General features: G+C 70.6%; 17 protein-coding genes. 16 read left to right on the top strand and 1 reads right to left on the bottom strand.

The features are described from left to right. The first annotated feature begins 30 nt into the window (after positions 1-30). The 7 genes from aroC to nusB all read left to right on the top strand — a co-directional run bounded on the left by aroC (position 31) and on the right by nusB (position 6,260). Positions 31-1,215, top strand: a complete 1,185-nt coding sequence (gene aroC, locus ACZ6TU_RS20220; RefSeq protein WP_467675371.1) for a chorismate synthase — start codon at positions 31-33, stop codon at positions 1,213-1,215. Beyond that, on the top strand, positions 1,212-1,724 hold the full coding sequence (locus tag ACZ6TU_RS20215) for a shikimate kinase (protein ID WP_467675369.1): 513 nt from the start codon (positions 1,212-1,214) through the stop codon (positions 1,722-1,724). The genes aroC and ACZ6TU_RS20215 overlap by 4 nt, the downstream gene beginning before the upstream one ends. Beyond that, on the top strand, positions 1,721-2,812 hold the full coding sequence (aroB, locus tag ACZ6TU_RS20210) for a 3-dehydroquinate synthase (protein ID WP_467675367.1): 1,092 nt from the start codon (positions 1,721-1,723) through the stop codon (positions 2,810-2,812). Before ACZ6TU_RS20215 ends, aroB begins: the two co-directional genes overlap by 4 nt. Positions 2,813-2,976: 164 nt before the next feature. Further along, positions 2,977-3,840: a Pro-rich N-terminal domain-containing protein gene (locus ACZ6TU_RS20205; RefSeq protein WP_467675365.1), complete on the top strand. Its 864-nt coding sequence runs from the start codon at positions 2,977-2,979 to the stop codon at positions 3,838-3,840. A 257-nt stretch (positions 3,841-4,097) separates the two neighbouring features. After that, the gene (locus ACZ6TU_RS20200) at positions 4,098-5,207 is read left to right on the top strand and encodes an aminopeptidase P family protein (protein WP_467675363.1); all 1,110 of its coding nucleotides are present in this window, start codon (positions 4,098-4,100) and stop codon (positions 5,205-5,207) included. Between the two features lie 49 nt (positions 5,208-5,256). Next, positions 5,257-5,823, top strand: a complete 567-nt coding sequence (gene efp, locus ACZ6TU_RS20195; RefSeq protein WP_059420847.1) for an elongation factor P — start codon at positions 5,257-5,259, stop codon at positions 5,821-5,823. 2 nt (positions 5,824-5,825) lie between these two features. Then, complete coding sequence (gene nusB / locus ACZ6TU_RS20190; RefSeq protein ID WP_274814998.1) at positions 5,826-6,260, top strand: transcription antitermination factor NusB; 435 nt, start codon at positions 5,826-5,828, stop codon at positions 6,258-6,260. Positions 6,261-6,423: 163 nt separating this feature from the next. Here nusB and bldD read toward each other — a convergent pair whose 3' ends face one another. Beyond that, positions 6,424-6,927, bottom strand: coding sequence for a transcriptional regulator BldD (gene bldD / locus ACZ6TU_RS20185; protein WP_020938842.1), 504 nt, complete (start codon positions 6,925-6,927; stop codon positions 6,424-6,426). Positions 6,928-7,193: 266 nt separating this feature from the next. Here bldD and pyrR point away from each other — a divergent pair, with 266 nt between their 5' ends. From pyrR to ACZ6TU_RS20140, 9 genes are all read left to right on the top strand, one after another. Next, a complete protein-coding gene (gene pyrR / locus ACZ6TU_RS20180; protein ID WP_059420843.1) occupies positions 7,194-7,760 on the top strand; it encodes a bifunctional pyr operon transcriptional regulator/uracil phosphoribosyltransferase PyrR in 567 nt (188 codons plus the stop codon). A gap of 100 nt (positions 7,761-7,860) precedes the next feature. After that, a complete protein-coding gene (locus tag ACZ6TU_RS20175; RefSeq protein WP_467675361.1) occupies positions 7,861-8,838 on the top strand; it encodes an aspartate carbamoyltransferase catalytic subunit in 978 nt (325 codons plus the stop codon). 5 nt (positions 8,839-8,843) lie between these two features. Then, the gene (locus ACZ6TU_RS20170) at positions 8,844-10,130 is read left to right on the top strand and encodes a dihydroorotase (RefSeq protein ID WP_467675359.1); all 1,287 of its coding nucleotides are present in this window, start codon (positions 8,844-8,846) and stop codon (positions 10,128-10,130) included. Then, a complete protein-coding gene (locus ACZ6TU_RS20165; RefSeq protein WP_467675357.1) occupies positions 10,127-10,696 on the top strand; it encodes a PH-like domain-containing protein in 570 nt (189 codons plus the stop codon). The genes ACZ6TU_RS20170 and ACZ6TU_RS20165 overlap by 4 nt, the downstream gene beginning before the upstream one ends. Then, complete coding sequence (gene carA, locus ACZ6TU_RS20160) at positions 10,693-11,835, top strand: glutamine-hydrolyzing carbamoyl-phosphate synthase small subunit (RefSeq protein WP_467675355.1); 1,143 nt, start codon at positions 10,693-10,695, stop codon at positions 11,833-11,835. Before ACZ6TU_RS20165 ends, carA begins: the two co-directional genes overlap by 4 nt. Further along, positions 11,828-15,145 (top strand): carbamoyl-phosphate synthase large subunit, encoded by a 3,318-nt coding sequence (gene carB / locus ACZ6TU_RS20155; protein WP_469550008.1) that lies wholly within the window; start codon positions 11,828-11,830, stop codon positions 15,143-15,145. Before carA ends, carB begins: the two co-directional genes overlap by 8 nt. Before the next feature lie 70 nt (positions 15,146-15,215). Next, a complete protein-coding gene (locus ACZ6TU_RS20150) occupies positions 15,216-16,322 on the top strand; it encodes a quinone-dependent dihydroorotate dehydrogenase (RefSeq protein WP_467675351.1) in 1,107 nt (368 codons plus the stop codon). Further along, complete coding sequence (gene pyrF, locus ACZ6TU_RS20145; protein ID WP_467675349.1) at positions 16,319-17,164, top strand: orotidine-5'-phosphate decarboxylase; 846 nt, start codon at positions 16,319-16,321, stop codon at positions 17,162-17,164. The genes ACZ6TU_RS20150 and pyrF overlap by 4 nt, the downstream gene beginning before the upstream one ends. A gap of 277 nt (positions 17,165-17,441) precedes the next feature. Beyond that, positions 17,442-17,765 carry an integration host factor gene (locus ACZ6TU_RS20140; RefSeq protein WP_003977346.1) on the top strand — a complete coding sequence of 108 codons (324 nt, stop codon included), beginning with the start codon at positions 17,442-17,444 and terminating at the stop codon, positions 17,763-17,765. The last annotated feature ends 49 nt before the right edge of the window (positions 17,766-17,814 follow it).

The following is a 17,814-nucleotide window of genomic DNA, read 5'->3' as shown; positions in this document are numbered from 1 at the left end:
TAAGCAGGCCGCGAACACTGAGGAGCACCGTTGAGCAGGTTGCGCTGGCTGACCGCGGGGGAATCCCACGGTCCCGCACTCGTCGCGACGCTGGAGGGCCTTCCCGCCGGCGTGCCGATCACCACGGACATGGTGGCGGACCATCTCGCGAGGCGGCGCCTGGGCTATGGGCGCGGTGCCCGGATGAAGTTCGAGCGGGACGAGATCACCTTCCTCGGCGGCGTCCGGCACGGCCTCAGCCTCGGCTCCCCGGTCGCGATCATGGTGGGCAACACCGAGTGGCCGAAGTGGGAACAGGTCATGGCGGCCGACCCGGTCGACCCGGAGATTCTCGACGGCCTCGCCCGCAACGCCCCGCTCACCCGCCCCCGGCCCGGCCATGCCGACCTCGCAGGGATGCAGAAGTACGGCTTCGACGAGGCCCGGCCGATCCTGGAGCGGGCCTCCGCGCGGGAGACCGCGGCCCGGGTGGCCCTCGGCGCGGTGGCCCGGTCGTACCTGAAGGAGACGGCCGGCATCGAGATCGTCTCCCACGTGGTGGAGCTCGCGGCCGCGAAGGCGCCGTACGGCGTGTACCCGACGCCCGCGGACGTGGAGAAGCTGGACGCGGATCCGGTCCGCTGCCTGGACGCCGACGCGTCGAAGGCGATGGTCGCCGAGATCGACCAGGCCCACAAGGACGGCGACACCCTCGGCGGCGTGGTCGAGGTGCTGGCGTACGAGGTGCCGGTCGGCCTCGGTTCGCACGTGCACTGGGACCGCCGCCTGGACGCCCGCCTGGCCGCCGCCCTGATGGGCATCCAGGCGATCAAGGGAGTCGAGGTCGGCGACGGCTTCGACCTGGCCCGCGTCCCCGGCTCCAAGGCGCACGACGAGATCGTCGCGACCGACGAGGGCATCAAGCGGACCTCCGGCCGCTCCGGCGGCACCGAGGGCGGGCTGTCCACGGGTGAGCTGCTGCGCGTGCGGGCCGCGATGAAGCCGATCGCGACCGTCCCGCGGGCGCTGAAGACGGTGGACGTCGTCACCGGCGAGGCCACCGCCGCCCACCACCAGCGTTCCGACGTGTGCGCGGTGCCGGCCGCCGGCATCGTCGCCGAGGCGATGGTCGCCCTCGTCCTCGCGGACGCGGTCGCGGAGAAGTTCGGCGGCGACAACGTGGCCGAGACCCGCCGCAACGTGCGGTCCTACCTCGACAACCTGGCCATCCGATGAGCCCGCTGATCGTGCTGGTCGGCCCGATGGGCGTGGGCAAGTCCACCGTCGGGCAGCTGCTGGCCGAGCGGCTCGGGACCGGCTACCGGGACACCGACGACGACATCGTCGCCGCGCAGGGCCGGACGATCGCCGAGATCTTCGTCGAGGAGGGCGAGCCCGCCTTCCGCGCGATCGAGAAGCAGGCCGTGCACGAGGCACTGGCCGGGCACGACGGTGTGCTGGCACTGGGCGGCGGCGCCGTCCTCGACCCGGACACCCGCGCGCTGCTCGCCGGGCAGCGTGTGGTGTACCTGTCGATGGACGTCGAAGAGGCGGTCAAGCGCACCGGTCTCAACGCGGCCCGGCCGCTGCTCGCCATCAACCCGCGCAAGCAGTGGCGCGAGCTGATGGAGGCCCGCCGGCACCTCTACGAGGAGGTCGCCACGGCCGTGGTCGCCACCGACGGCCGCACCCCCGAAGAGGTCACCCGAGCCGCCCTGGACGCACTGGAGTTGAAGGAAGTATGAGTGAGGCAGTGACCCGGATCCAGGTCGGCGGCACGGCGGGCACCGAGCCCTACGAGGTCCTCGTGGGCCGGCAACTCCTCGGTGAACTGCCCGGGTTGATCGGCGGCAAGGCCAAGCGCGTCGCGATCGTCCACCCCGAGGCACTGGCCGAGACCGGTGACGCCCTGCGCGCCGACCTGGCCGGGCAGGGCTACGAGGCGGTCGCCATCCAGGTGCCCAACGCCGAGGAGGCCAAGACCGCCGAGGTCGCCGCCTACTGCTGGAAGGCGCTGGGCCAGTCCGGGTTCACACGCACGGACGTCATCGTCGGTGTCGGCGGCGGCGCGACCACGGACCTGGCCGGGTTCGTGGCCGCCACCTGGCTGCGCGGGGTGCGCTGGATCGCGATCCCGACCACCGTCCTCGCCATGGTCGACGCGGCCGTCGGCGGCAAGACCGGCATCAACACCGCCGAGGGCAAGAACCTGGTCGGTGCCTTCCACCCGCCCGCCGGTGTGCTCTGCGACCTCGCCGCGCTGGACTCCCTCCCGGTCAACGACTACGTCTCCGGACTCGCGGAGGTCATCAAGGCCGGCTTCATCGCCGACCCCGTGATCCTCGACCTCATCGAGTCCGACCCCGACGCGGCCCGCACCCCGGCAGGCCCGCACACCGCCGAGCTCATCGAGCGCTCCATCCGGGTCAAGGCCGACGTGGTGTCGTCCGACCTGAAGGAGTCGGGCCTGCGCGAGATCCTCAACTACGGCCACACGCTCGGCCACGCCATCGAGAAGAACGAGCGCTACAAGTGGCGGCACGGCGCGGCGGTCTCGGTGGGCATGCACTTCGCCGCCGAACTCGGCCGTCTGGCAGGCCGGTTGGACGATGCCACGGCCGACCGCCACCGCACCGTCCTCGAAGCCGTCGGGCTGCCGCTGTACTACCGGCACGACCAGTGGCCCAAGCTGCTCGAGACCATGAAGGTCGACAAGAAGTCCCGCGGCGATCTGCTGCGCTTCATCGTCCTCGACGGTCTGGCCAAGCCCACGGTCCTGGAGGGACCCGACCCGGCCGTGCTGCTCGCCGCCTACGGAGAAGTGGGACAGTAAGTCCTCCGGCGCTCCTTCCGCCCGAATTCGCCTTACGGGGCTGGGCACTTCGGGCTGCCCCCGGCCGTTCACACAACGATGGCCGGGGGCGGTACCGTTCGGTAGCAGCGGGTTCCGCCCCCGCTGTCAGCGCCCATCGCCTGTACGAGACGGAGTGGCACCGGATGCAGCACGCAGTGGGTTCTCCGCTGCCGCCGCCCCACCAGCCGGGGCACGGACCGGCCGTCGGCTGGTCGCCGGCCGCACACCACCCGGGGCCGCACCACCCGGGTGCGCACCAGGGCTCCGTGCCCCTGCCCCCGCCACCCCCGGCGCCCGGTTATCCCGCGCCCCCGCCCGGACCGGCCGCGCCCCCACCGCAGGCCTCCGTTCCTCCGGCCCCGGACACCACCGGCCATGTGCCGCTGCCGCCCGGCGGTCCGGTCGCCATGCCCAGCGCGCCGCCCGCCACGGCGGTCCCCGACCCGGCCGGTACGACGCTCGCCGTGCTGCTCATCGGGCCCGCGGGCGCCGGGAAGACCAGTGTCGCCAAGTACTGGGCGGACCATCGCCGGGTCCCCACGGCGCACATCAGCCTCGACGACGTACGCGAGTGGGTCCGCTCGGGCTTCGCCGACCCCCAGTCCGGGTGGAACGACAACTCCGAGGCCCAGTACCGCCTCGCCCGCCGCACCTGCGGTTTCGCCGCGCGGAACTTCCTGGCCAACGGCATCTCCTGCATCCTCGACGACGCCGTCTTTCCCGACCGGCCCGTCGTCGGCCTCGGCGGCTGGAAGCGGCACGTCGGGCCGGGCCTGCTGCCGGTCGTCCTCCTGCCCGGGCTGGACATCGTCCTGGAACGCAACGCGGAGCGCACGGGCAATCGACGGCTGACGGACGAGGAGGTCGCCCGTATCCATGGGCGAATGGCCGGGTGGTACGGGTCCGGTCTGCCGATCATCGACAACTCGCAGCTGGATGTCCCGGAGACGGCGCGGGTGCTGGACGATGTGCTGGCTCGGTCCATCGCGAGTCCGCCGCAGTGGTAGCTGGGGTGTGGTTCCAGCTGCGGGCAGTCGTGCCTCCCCCAGTGCCTTAAGGGCCTGGGAGGTGCCCGCAGGGCGGCACGGGTGGGCGCAGCGGCACCCCGTCGCGCCGGGCTGCGCAACGCCCCGGCCTCAGCTCCGACGCCCAGGACACTGAGACGCCGGGCTACGGGTCGGGCGTACCGCCCAGCCGTCGCGGACAACCCCCACTCGGCCCTCCCGACCGGCGACATCCCCCCATCGCTCGTAGGCTCGGGGTCATGTCAGAGGTGTACGCGGCCCGCCGGACGCGTCTGAGGGAATACTGCAACGCGGGCGGCAGCGCGGCGGCGCTGATCTCACGCCCCGCCAATGTGCGCTATCTCGCGGGCGCAGCCCCGTACGGCGCCGTTCTCCTGCTGGGCAAGACCGAGGACCTCCTGGTGTGTGCCGGCCCGACGGCCGACCGCCCCACGCAGGAGCGCCCCGACGAGGCCCTGCGTGTACAGCCCCTGCCCGGTGCCGGCGGCGGCGACCCGGCCGTCGCGGCCGCCGGGCTCGCCGCGGGCCAGGGTGCCGACTCCCTCGCCGTGGAGGAGCACCACCTCACCGTGGCCCGGCACCGAGCTCTCGGCTCGGTCGCTCCCCGCCTGCGCCTGGCCAACGTCGGCTGCGCGGTCGAGCAGCTCAGGGTCGTCAAGGACGAGGAGGAGATCTCCTGCCTCCGCATCGGCGCCGAGATCACCGACCAGGCCCTCGGCGAACTGCTGGAGTCCATCCTCGTCGGGCGGACCGAGCGCCATCTCGCCCTGGAGCTCGAAAGACGCCTGGTGGATCACGGGGCAGACGGACCGGCCTTTCCCACCTCCGTCGCCACCGGGCCGAACGCCGGACGGCCCGGGCACCGGCCCACCGACCGCCGTGTCGAGGAGGGCGACTTCCTCTCCGTCTGCCTCGGCGCGACGTACCGCGGCTACCGCTGCGAGATCGGCCGTACGTTCGTCATCGGCACCGCTCCCGCGGACTGGCAGGTCGAGCTGTACGACCTGGTCTTCGCGGCGCAGCGCGCCGGACGTGAGAGCCTGGTACCCGGCGCCGCCTGCCGGGATGTCGACCGTGCCGCCCGCCAGGTCCTGGACTCCGCGGGGTACACGGAGGGCCTCACGGCCCTGACCGGACACGGGGTGGGGCTCGAAATCGACGAGGACCCTCAATTGAGTCCCGCGGCCATGGGTAAACTGGACGCTTGCGTGCCGGTCACCGTCGAACCTGGGGTCCACCTCCCGGGACGGGGCGGTGTCCGGATCGATGACACGCTCGTCGTCCGCCCCGAGGCGGATGGCGGACCCGAGCTACTCACCATCACGACCAAGGAGCTGCTCGCCCTGTAGGCAGGTGCGTGCCCCGGGGTCGTACGTCAGTCCAGGAGATTCCGCAACCGTGGCTTCCACGAACGACCTCAAGAACGGCATGGTGCTCAAGCTCGAAGGCGGCCAGCTCTGGTCCGTCGTCGAGTTCCAGCACGTCAAGCCCGGCAAGGGCCCGGCCTTCGTGCGCACCAAGCTCAAGAACGTGCTCTCCGGCAAGGTCGTCGACAAGACCTTCAACGCCGGCGTCAAGGTCGAAACGGCCACCGTCGACAAGCGCGACATGCAGTTCTCCTACATGGACGGCGACTACTTCGTCTTCATGGACATGGAGACCTACGACCAGCTCATGGTCGACCGCAAGGCCGTCGGCGACGCCGCCAACTTCCTCGTCGAGGGCTTCACGGCCACGGTCGCCCAGCACGAGGGTGAGGTGCTCTTCGTCGAGCTGCCGGCCGCCGTCGAGCTGACCGTCCAGGAGACCGAGCCGGGCGTCCAGGGCGACCGCTCCACCGGTGGCACCAAGCCCGCCACGCTGGAGACCGGCCACCAGATCCAGGTCCCGCTCTTCATCACCACCGGTGAGAAGATCAAGGTCGACACCCGCACCAGCGACTACCTCGGCCGGGTGAACAGCTAACCGTGGCTGCCCGCAACACGGCCCGCAAGCGCGCCTTCCAGATCCTCTTCGAGGGCGACCAGCGCGGCGCCGAGGTCCTGACCGTCCTCGCCGACTGGGTCCGGCTCTCCCGAGCCGACACCCGGCAGCCGCCGGTGAGCGAGTACACGATGGAGCTGGTCGAGGGCTACGCGCAGCACGCGAAGCGCATCGACGAGCTGATCGCCCAGTACTCGGTCGGCTGGACGCTCGACCGGATGCCGGTCGTCGACCGCAACATCCTGCGGCTCGGCGCCTATGAGCTCATCTGGGTCGACGAGACCCCGGACGCCGTCGTCCTCGACGAGATGGTGCAGCTGGCGAAGGAGTTCTCCACGGACGAGTCGCCCTCGTTCGTGAACGGCCTGCTCGGACGGCTGAAGGAGCTCAAGCCCTCGCTCCGCCGCGACGAGGTCTGAGACAGACAGAACGCCGGAGGGCCCGCAGCGTGACTGCCGCGGGCCCTCCGGCGTTCCCGTACCGTCGAGGGCTGCCAGGCCCTCAGAACGCCGCCGGGGTGGCCGAAACCCATACGGTTTCGGCCACCCCGGCGGTACGTTTCTGCTGCTCCCCCTGGAGCGGTCAGGCGTCCTCGTGGGTCGCCACCGCGCGGCGCGCGTCCGCGTCCAGGACGCCCCAGCTGATCAGCTGCTCGGTGAGGACCGAAGGCGACTGGTCGTAGATGACGGCGAGTGTACGCAGGTCGTCCTGGCGGATCGAGAGCACCTTGCCGTTGTAGTCACCGCGCTGCGACTGGATCGTGGCCGCGTAGCGCTGAAGCGGGCCCGCCTTCTCGGCCGGCACCGTGGCCAGCCGCTCCAGGTCCAGGACCAGCTTCGGCGGCGGCTCGGCGGCGCCGCCCGGGGTGGTGCCCGGGAGCAGCTCCTGCACCGGAACGCCGTAGAAGTCCGCCAGCTCGGCAAGGCGCTGTACGGTCACGGCACGGTCGCCGCGCTCGTACGAACCGACCACGACCGCCTTCCAGCGTCCCTGGGACTTCTCCTCGACACCGTGGAGGGAAAGGCCCTGCTGGGTGCGGATCGCCCGGAGCTTGGCCCCGAGCTGTTTGGCGTATTCGCTGGACATATAGCTCCCCGGCACTGTGTCGACGCGTCTGGCGTGGGTGCCAGGCCGCGCGGCTGGTAACTCACTGTGAGGTTACGCAGCGTTACTCTGCCGCGTCAAGCCGAATGGTCCGCACCGACTCTTCCGTGGTATCGGCACTCTGTTAGGCCGAGCGGGTGATCCGAGGGGGCCGTCCGGGCGACAGCGCGGGCCTGCTACCGTGGATGGCGCAATCCCGACGTCCTTTAAGGTCCGTCCCGTGAGGCGGAGAAGGAGGTCCGTTTCGTATGGACACGCACGACTCGCAGTCCGATGCCCGGCCCGTTCTCGAAGGGCCCGACATCGCACGGGTACTGACCCGTATCGCCCACGAGATCGTCGAACGCGCAAAGGGCGCCGACGACGTGGTGCTCCTCGGCATTCCGACCCGGGGCGTCTTCCTCGCCCGGCGGATCGCCGACAAGCTCGAGCAGATCACCGAGCGCAAGGTTCCCTGCGGCTCGCTCGACATCACCATGTACCGCGACGACCTGCGCATGCACCCGCCGCGTGCGCTGGCCCGCACCGAGATCCCCGGTGACGGCATCGACGGCAAGCTCGTCGTCCTCGTCGACGACGTCCTCTTCTCCGGCCGCACCATCCGCGCCGCCCTCGACGCCCTGAACGACATCGGGCGCCCCCGCGCGGTGCAGCTCGCGGTCCTCGTCGACCGCGGCCACCGCGAACTGCCCATCCGCGCCGACTACGTCGGCAAGAACCTCCCCACGTCGTTGCGGGAGACGGTCAAGGTCCAGCTCGCCGAGGAGGACGGTCGCGACACCGTGCTGCTCGGTGCCAAGCAGACCGCCCAGTAGCGCTCCAGGCGTACACCGCTGTCGTACGCCCGCTCAGTGCGCCCTGGCGCACCCGTCTGCCCCAATTCTCCAGCTTGAACTGCCTTACGGAGCCTGACAGATGCAGCGTCATCTCATCTCGGCCGCCGACCTCACCCGCGACGACGCCGTCCTGATCCTCGACACCGCCGAGGAGATGGCCCGGGTCGCCGACCGGCCGATCAAGAAGCTGCCGACCCTGCGCGGCCGCACGATCGTCAACCTCTTCTTCGAGGATTCCACCCGGACGCGGATCTCCTTCGAGGCCGCCGAGAAGCGGCTCTCCGCGGACGTCATCAACTTCTCCGCCAAGGGTTCGAGCGTGTCCAAGGGCGAGTCCCTGAAGGACACCGCCCAGACCCTGGAGGCCATGGGCGTCGACGCCGTGGTCATCCGGCACGGTGCCTCCGGAGCCCCGTACCGGCTGGCGAACTCCGGCTGGATCGACGCGGCCGTCGTCAACGCCGGCGACGGCACCCACCAGCACCCCACCCAGGCCCTGCTGGACGCCTTCACCATGCGCCGCCGTCTGATCGGCCCGGACGCCGGGATCGGCCAGGACCTCGAAGGCAAGCGCATCACCATCGTCGGCGACGTCCTGCACAGCCGGGTCGCCCGCTCCAACGTCGATCTGCTGCACACCCTCGGCGCCGAGGTCACCCTCGTCGCCCCGCCGACCCTGGTGCCCGTCGGCATCGAGACCTGGCCCTGCGAGGTGTCCTACGACCTCGACAGCACGCTGCCCAAGTCCGACGCGGTGATGATGCTGCGCGTCCAGCGCGAGCGCATGAACGCCGCCTTCTTCCCGACCGAGCGCGAGTACTCCCGGCGCTACGGCCTCGACGGCGACCGCATGGCGCGAATGCCCGAGCACGCCATAGTGATGCACCCCGGCCCGATGGTCCGCGGCATGGAGATCACCGCCGAGGTCGCCGACTCCGACCGCTGCACCGTCGTCGAGCAGGTCGCGAACGGAGTCTCCATCCGGATGGCCGTCCTGTACCTGCTGCTGGGCGGAAACGAACCCGCCGTCACCCAGACCCGTACCGAGGAGAAGTAAGACAGATGAGCAAGATCCTGATCCGTGGTGCGAAGGTGCTCGGCGGCGAGCCGCACGACGTGCTGATCGACGGCGGGACCATCGCCGAGGTGGGCAGCGGGTTGTCCGCCGAGGGCGCCGAGGTCGTCGAGGCCGAGGGTAAGGTGCTGCTGCCGGGCCTGGTCGACCTGCACACCCATCTGCGCGAGCCCGGCCGCGAGGACTCCGAGACCGTCCTCACCGGTACGCGCGCCGCCGCCTCCGGCGGCTACACCACAGTGTTCGCCATGGCCAACACCTTCCCGGTCGCCGACACCGCCGGTGTCGTCGAGCAGGTCTGGCGGCTCGGCAAGGAGCACGGCTACTGCGACGTCCAGCCGATCGGTGCCGTCACGGTCGGCCTGGAGGGCAGGAAGCTCGCCGAGCTGGGCGCCATGCACGAGTCGGCCGCAGGCGTCACCGTCTTCTCCGACGACGGCAAGTGCGTCCACGACGCCGTGATCATGCGCCGGGCCCTGGAGTACGTGAAGGCCTTCGGCGGTGTCGTCGCGCAGCACGCGCAGGAGCCGCGGCTGACCGAGGGCGCCGAGATGAACGAGGGCGTCGTCTCCGCCGAACTGGGGCTCGGGGGCTGGCCCGCGGTGGCCGAAGAATCGATCATCGCCCGGGATGTCCTGCTCGCCGACCACGTCGGCTCCCGCGTCCACATCTGCCACCTGTCGACCGCCGGGTCCGTCGAGATCGTCCGCTGGGCCAAGTCCCGCGGCATCGCCGTCACCGCCGAGGTCACCCCGCACCACCTGCTCCTCACCGACGAGCTGGTCCGGACGTACAACCCCGTCTACAAGGTCAACCCGCCGCTGCGCACCGAGCGCGACGTCATGGCGCTGCGCGAGGCGCTCGCCGACGGCACGATCGACATCGTCGCCACCGACCACGCCCCGCACCCGCACGAGGACAAGGACTGCGAGTGGGCCGCGGCCGCCATGGGCATGGTCGGCCTGGAGACCGCGTTGTCAGTGGTGCAGGACACCATGGTCGACACGGGCCTGCTGGACTGGGCCGGCGTCGCCGACCGTATGTCCGTCAAGCCCGCGCAGATCGGACAGGCCAAGGGGCACGGCCGTCCCGTCTCGGCAGGTGAGCCCGCCAACCTCACCCTCGTCGACACGGCATACCGTGGCTCTGTGGACCCCGCGGGCTTCGCCTCGCGCAGCCGCAACACCCCCTACGAGGGGCGTGAGCTGCCGGGCCGTGTGACGCACACGTGGCTGCGGGGCAAGGCCACGCTCGTCGACGGGAAGCTCACGTGACACCTGTACTTCTGCTGGCCGCCGAGAAGGAATCGGCGCAAGTGACCGACTGGGCCGCCCGTATCGGCTGGGTCGTCGGCCTCGCCCTGTTCGTCGCGCTCGTCTACTGGCTGATGCGCGAGGGCTGGAAGTGGCGCGGCACGCTCCAGGGCGACCTGCCCGAGCTGCCCACGACCCCGGAGGAGACGGGCCCGGCGCGCCTGACGATGAGCGGCCGCTACCACGGCTCCACCACCGCCGGACAGTGGCTCGACCGCATCGTCGCGCACGGTCTGGGCACCCGCAGCCGCACCGAGCTGACTCTCACGGACGCCGGACTGGACGTCGTACGCCCCGGGGCGAGCGACTTCTTCGTCCCGGCCGCACAGCTCCGCGAGGCCCGGCTCGACAAGGGCATCGCAGGCAAGGTACTCACCGAGGGCGGCCTGCTCGTCGTCACCTGGGAGCACGGCGACAAGCTGATCGACTCCGGCTTCCGCTCCGACCACGCGGCCGAGCACAACGAGTGGGTCGAGGCCATCAACTCCATGATCGAAACGAACAGCAGGGAAGGCGCCGAACGATGACGACCTCCACCAGGGGAGCTGCCAAGACTCCCGCCGTACTCGTCCTGGAGGACGGCCGGGTCTTCCGCGGCCGTGCCTACGGGGCCGTGGGGGAGACCTTCGGCGAAGCGGTGTTCTCCACCGGCATGACCGGCTACCAGGAGACCCTCACCGACCCGTCGTACCACCGCCAGGTCGTGGTGATGACCGCACCGCACGTCGGCAACACCGGCGTGAACGACGAGGACCCCGAGTCCAAGCGCATCTGGGTCTCCGGGTACGTCGTGCGTGACCCCGCGCGCGTGCCGTCCAACTGGCGCTCCCGGCGCTCGCTGGACGAGGAGCTGGCGGCGCAGGGCGTCGTCGGCATCTCCGGCATCGACACCCGCGCCCTCACGCGCCACCTGCGCGAGCGCGGCGCCATGCGCGTCGGCATCTTCAGCGGCGACGCCGTCCAGGACGACAGCGCACTCCTCGCGCGCGTGCAGGAAGCCCCGCAGATGAAGGGCGCGAACCTCTCCGCCGAGGTCGCCACCACCGAGCCGTACGTCGTGCCCGCCATCGGCGAGAAGAAGTTCACCGTCGCCGCCGTCGACCTCGGCATCAAGGGCATGACCCCGCACCGCATGGCCGAGCGCGGCATCGAGGTGCACGTGCTCCCGGCGACCGCGACCGTCGAAGACGTGTACGCGGTGAACCCGGACGGTGTGTTCTTCTCCAACGGCCCGGGCGACCCGGCCACCGCCGACCACCCGGTCTCCGTGATGCAGGGCGTCCTGGAGCGCGGCACCCCGCTGTTCGGCATCTGCTTCGGCAACCAGATCCTGGGCCGCGCGCTCGGCTTCGGCACCTACAAGCTGAAGTACGGCCACCGCGGCATCAACCAGCCGGTGCAGGACCGTACGACCGGCAAGGTCGAGGTCACCGCGCACAACCACGGCTTCGCCGTCGACGCCCCGCTCGACCAGGTCTCCGAGACCCCGTTCGGCCGCGCCGAGGTGTCCCACGTGTGCCTGAACGACAACGTGGTGGAGGGGCTCCAGCTCCTCGACCGCCCCGCCTTCAGCGTCCAGTACCACCCCGAAGCGGCAGCCGGCCCGCACGACGCCGCCTACCTGTTCGACCGCTTCGTATCCCTGATGGAGGGCCAGCGTGCCTAAGCGCACCGATATCCAGTCCGTCCTGGTCATCGGCTCCGGCCCGATCGTCATCGGCCAGGCCGCCGAGTTCGACTACTCCGGCACCCAGGCGTGCCGGGTCCTGAAGGCCGAGGGCCTGCGGGTCGTCCTGGTGAACTCCAACCCGGCGACGATCATGACCGACCCGGAGATCGCCGACGCCACCTACGTCGAGCCCATCACCCCCGAGTTCGTCGAGAAGATCATCGCCAAGGAGCGCCCGGACGCGTTGCTGCCCACCCTGGGCGGCCAGACGGCCCTCAACACCGCGATCTCGCTGCACGAGAACGGCGTCCTGGACAAGTACGGCGTCGAGCTGATCGGCGCCAACGTCGAGGCGATCCACAAGGGCGAGGACCGCGACCAGTTCAAGGAGGTCGTGGAGGAGGTCCGCAAGAAGATCGGCCACGGCGAGTCCGCCCGGTCCTACATCTGCCACTCCATGGACGACGTCCTCAAGGGCGTCGAGGAGCTCGGCGGCTACCCGGTCGTCGTCCGCCCGTCCTTCACCATGGGCGGCGCCGGCTCCGGCTTCGCCCACGACGAGGAGGAGCTGCGCCGCATCGCCGGTCAGGGCCTCACGCTCTCGCCGACCACCGAGGTGCTCCTGGAGGAGTCCATCCTCGGCTGGAAGGAGTACGAGCTGGAGCTGATGCGCGACAAGCACGACAACGTCGTGGTCGTCTGCTCCATCGAGAACTTCGACCCCATGGGCGTGCACACCGGTGACTCCATCACCGTCGCCCCGGCGATGACGCTCACCGACCGCGAGTACCAGACCCTGCGCGACATCGGCATCGCCGTCATCCGCGAGGTCGGCGTCGACACCGGCGGCTGCAACATCCAGTTCGCCGTGAACCCCGACGACGGCCGCGTGATCGTCATCGAGATGAACCCGCGCGTGTCCCGCTCCTCGGCGCTCGCCTCCAAGGCGACCGGCTTCCCGATCGCCAAGATCGCCGCCAAGCTCGCCGTCGGCTACACGCTGGACGAGATCCCGAACGACATCACGCAGGAGACCCCGGCCTCCTTCGAGCCGACGCTCGACTACGTGGTCGTGAAGGCCCCGCGCTTCGCCTTCGAGAAGTTCCCGAGCGCGGACTCCACCCTCACCACCACCATGAAGTCGGTCGGCGAGGCCATGGCCATCGGCCGCAACTTCACCGAGGCCTTCCAGAAGGCCCTGCGCTCGCTGGAGAAGAAGGGCAGCCAGTTCACCTTCGTCGGCGAGCCCGGCTCCGCCGGAAACAAGGACGAGCTGCTGCGCGAGGCGGTCCGTCCCACCGACGGCCGGATCAACACCGTCATGCAGGCCATCCGCGCGGGCGCCTCGCCCGAGGAGGTCTTCGAGTACACGAAGATCGACCCCTGGTTCGTCGACCAGCTCTTCCTGATCAAGGAGATCGCCGACGAGCTGGCCGCGGCACCCGAGCTGACCACCGACCTGCTCGCCGAGGCCAAGCGGCACGGCTTCTCCGACACGCAGATCGGCGAGATCCGCGGCCTGCGCGAGGACGTCGTCCGCGAGGTCCGGCACGCGCTGGGCATCCGCCCGGTGTACAAGACGGTCGACACCTGCGCCGCCGAGTTCGCCGCGAAGACGCCGTACTTCTACTCCTCCTACGACGAGGAGACCGAGGTCGCGCCCCGGACCAAGCCGGCCGTCATCATCCTGGGCTCCGGCCCGAACCGCATCGGCCAGGGCATCGAGTTCGACTACTCCTGCGTCCACGCCTCCTTCGCGCTGAGCGACGCCGGGTACGAGACCGTGATGGTCAACTGCAACCCGGAGACCGTCTCCACGGACTACGACACCTCCGACCGCCTGTACTTCGAGCCGCTGACGCTCGAAGACGTGCTGGAGATCGTCCACGCCGAGCAGCAGGCCGGCCCGGTCGCGGGCGTCGTCGTCCAGCTCGGCGGCCAGACCCCGCTGGGCCTGTCGCAGGCGCTGAAGGACAACGGCGTACCGATCGTGGGCACGTCCCCGGAGGCCATCCACGCCGCCGAGGACCGGGGCGCCTTCGGCCGGGTCCTCAAGGAGGCCGGCCTCCCGGCCCCCAAGCACGGCACCGCCACCACCTTCGCCGAGGCCAAGGCCATCGCCGACGAGATCGGCTACCCGGTCCTGGTCCGCCCGTCGTACGTCCTGGGCGGGCGCGGCATGGAGATCGTCTACGACGAGACGCGCCTGGAGGCGTACATCGCCGAGTCGACCGAGATCAGCCCGTCCCGTCCGGTCCTGGTCGACCGGTTCCTCGACGACGCGATCGAGATCGACGTCGACGCGCTCTACGACGGCCAGGAGCTGTACCTCGGCGGCGTCATGGAGCACATCGAGGAGGCCGGCATCCACTCCGGCGACTCGGCGTGCGCCCTGCCCCCGATCACCCTCGGCGGCTTCGACATCAAGCGCCTGCGCGCCTCCACGGAGGGCATCGCGAAGGGCGTCGGGGTGCGCGGCCTGATCAACATCCAGTTCGCGCTCGCCGGCGACATCCTCTACGTCCTGGAGGCCAACCCGCGCGCCTCCCGGACCGTCCCCTTCACCTCGAAGGCGACCGCGGTGCCGCTGGCCAAGGCCGCCGCCCGGATCTCGCTGGGCGCCACGATCGCCGAGCTGCGCGCCGAGGGCCTGCTGCCGGCCAGCGGCGACGGCGGCGAGCTGCCGTTCGACGCGCCGATCTCCGTCAAGGAGGCCGTCATGCCGTGGTCGCGTTTCCGCGACATCCACGGCCGCGGCGTCGACACGGTTCTCGGCCCGGAGATGCGCTCCACGGGCGAGGTCATGGGCATCGACTCCGTCTTCGGCACGGCGTACGCCAAGTCGCAGGCGGGCGCCTACGGCCCGCTGCCCACCAAGGGCCGCGCGTTCATCTCGGTCGCCAACCGCGACAAGCGCTCGATGATCTTCCCGGCGCGCGAGCTGGTCGCGCATGGCTTCGAGCTGCTCGCCACCTCCGGCACGGCCGAGGTCCTCAAGCGCAACGGCATCAACGCCACGATCGTGCGCAAGCAGTCCGAGGGCACCGGCCCGAACGGCGAGAAGACCATCGTCCAGCTCATCCACGACGGCGAGGTCGACCTCATCGTCAACACCCCGTACGGCACCGGCGGCCGCCTCGACGGCTACGACATCCGCACGGCGGCCGTGGCACGCTCCGTGCCCTGCCTGACGACGGTCCAGGCGCTCGCGGCGGCGGTCCAGGGCATCGACGCCCTCAACCGCGGCGACGTGAGCGTCCGATCGCTCCAGGAACACGCGGAACACCTGACCGCGGCCCGCGACTAGCAGCCCCGAGGGGGACACCGGAAACGGTGTCCCCCTCTTCGTGAGGACGCCATGTCTTCGTGAGGACACCATGTACAAGATCTTCTTCAGCCTGTTCTTCAAGCGGATGGACCCGGAGCAGGCCCACCACCTGGCCTTCCGCTGGATCCGCCTGGCCGCCCGCGTGCCCGTGCTGCGCACCTTCCTCGCGGCCGCCCTCGCACCCCGCCACAAGGAGCTGCGCACGGAGGCCTTCGGGCTGCGCATGCACGGCCCCTTCGGTCTCGCCGCGGGCTTCGACAAGAACGCCGTCGGCATCGACGGCATGGCGATGCTCGGCTTCGACCACGTCGAGATCGGCACGGTCACCGGCGAGCGCCAGCCCGGCAACCCCAAGCAGCGGCTGTTCCGCCTGGTCAAGGACCGGGCACTGATCAACCGCATGGGCTTCAACAACGACGGATCGCTCCGCGTCGCCGCCCGTCTGGCCTCCCGGACGCCCGTCTTCAAGACCGTCGTCGGCGTCAACATCGGCAAGACCAAGGTCGTACCCGAGGAGGAGGCCGTCGCGGACTACGTGAAGTCCGCCGAGCGGCTGGCGCCCTACGCCGACTACCTCGTGGTCAACGTCTCCTCCCCGAACACGCCCGGTCTGCGCAACCTCCAGGCCACGGAGGCGCTGCGTCCGCTCCTGAGCGCCGTCCGCGAGGCCGCCGACCGCACGGTGTCCGCACGGCGTGTCCCGCTCCTGGTCAAGATCGCGCCGGACCTCGCCGACGAGGACATCGACGCCGTCGCCGACCTCGCCGTGGAACTCGGCCTGGACGGGATCATCGCGACGAACACCACCATCGCGCGCGAGGGACTGGGCCTGAAGTCCGACCCCTCCCTGGCCAAGGAGACCGGCGGCCTGTCCGGCGCGCCCCTGAAGGAACGCTCCCTGGAGGTCCTGCGCCGCCTCTACGCGCGCGTGGGCGACCGGATCACCCTGGTGGGCGTCGGGGGCGTCGAGAACGCCGAGGACGCCTGGCAGCGCATCCTGGCCGGTGCCACGCTGGTCCAGGGCTACAGCGCCTTCATCTACGAGGGGCCGTTTTACGCTCGCGATCTCCACAAGGGGCTCGCCGCGCGCCTGCGCACCAGCCCGTACGCCACGCTCGCCGACGCGGTGGGCGCCGACGTGAGGAAGCCGTCATGAGCGGTCTCGAACCCTTCGGCGCGCGTCTGCGCCGGGCCATGGACGAGCGCGGCCCGCTGTGCGTCGGCATCGACCCGCACGCCTCGCTGCTCGCCGAGTGGGGCCTCAACGACGACGTGGCGGGCCTGGAGAGGTTCAGCCGCACGGTCGTCGAGGCGGTGGCCGACCGGGTCGCCGTGCTCAAGCCGCAGAGCGCGTTCTTCGAGCGGTTCGGCTCGCGCGGCGTCGCCGTCCTGGAGAAGGCGGTGGCCGAGGCGCGGGCGGCGGGCGCGCTGGTCGTGATGGACGCCAAGCGCGGCGACATCGGCTCGACCATGGCCGCCTACGCCGAGTCCTTCCTGCACGAGGACGCCCCGCTGTTCTCCGACGCCCTGACCGTCTCGCCGTACCTCGGCTACGGCTCGCTGAGCCCGGCCGTCGCGCTGGCCCGGGAGAGCGGCGCCGGGCTGTTCGTGCTGGCGCTGACCTCCAACCCGGAGGGCGGCGAGGTCCAGCACGCGGTGCGGTCCGACGGCCGGAACGTCGGAGCGACGATGCTGGCGCACCTGTCCGCCGAGAACGCGGGGGAAGAGCCCCTGGGGTCCTTCGGCGCGGTCGTCGGCGCGACCCTCGGTGACCTGTCGTCGTACGACCTGGACATCAACGGCCCGCTCCTCGCGCCCGGCATCGGTGCCCAGGGGGCCACGCCGGCCGATCTTCCCCGGGTCTTCGGGACGGCGGTGCGCAATGTCGTGCCGAACGTCAGCCGGGGAGTGCTACGCCACGGTCCCGACGCGGTCGCGCTGCGTGACGCCGCGGAGCGCTTCGCGGAGGAGATCCGTCACACCGTGACCTCCTCCTGACCTCCTCCTGACCTCTTCCGGAGTCCTCCGATGAGTGGTCCGGGGCGTGCTTGAGCCTGAATACATCCTCAAATCCGGGGCAGTATGTCCTAAATGTCCGTTCAGATGAAGGCTGACCAGGACTTTTCCGCTGTTCTCGCTGACTCTGGCGGACTTGCCCGCTAGTCTCCGACGAGAGTGAACGGGCAAGCGTGTTGCTCGTAGCTCCCCAGGTGTGGGGCGACTAGGTTCCTCACCGGTCCGTATCCGACAGTTCGACATCCGAGGTGACGTAGGCGTGGCTCTTCCGCCCCTTACCCCTGAACAGCGCGCAGCCGCGCTCGAAAAGGCCGCCGCGGCTCGCCGGGAGCGGGCCGAGGTCAAGAATCGACTCAAGCACTCCGGCGCCTCCCTTCACGAGGTCATCAAGCAGGGTCAGGAGAACGACGTCATCGGCAAGATGAAGGTCTCCGCCCTCCTCGAGTCCCTCCCGGGCGTGGGCAAGGTCCGCGCCAAGCAGATCATGGAGCGACTCGGTATCTCCGAGAGCCGTCGTGTGCGCGGCCTCGGGTCCAACCAGATCGCATCCCTGGAGCGCGAGTTCGGCAGCACCGGCTCCTGAACCGGGCACTCCGGGGAAGCGAGTCCCGGGCACTCCGGGATTGCTGGAT

This window comes from Streptomyces sp. NPDC052064, assembly GCF_055585925.1.
This window is presented reverse-complemented; position numbering and strand designations above follow the sequence as displayed.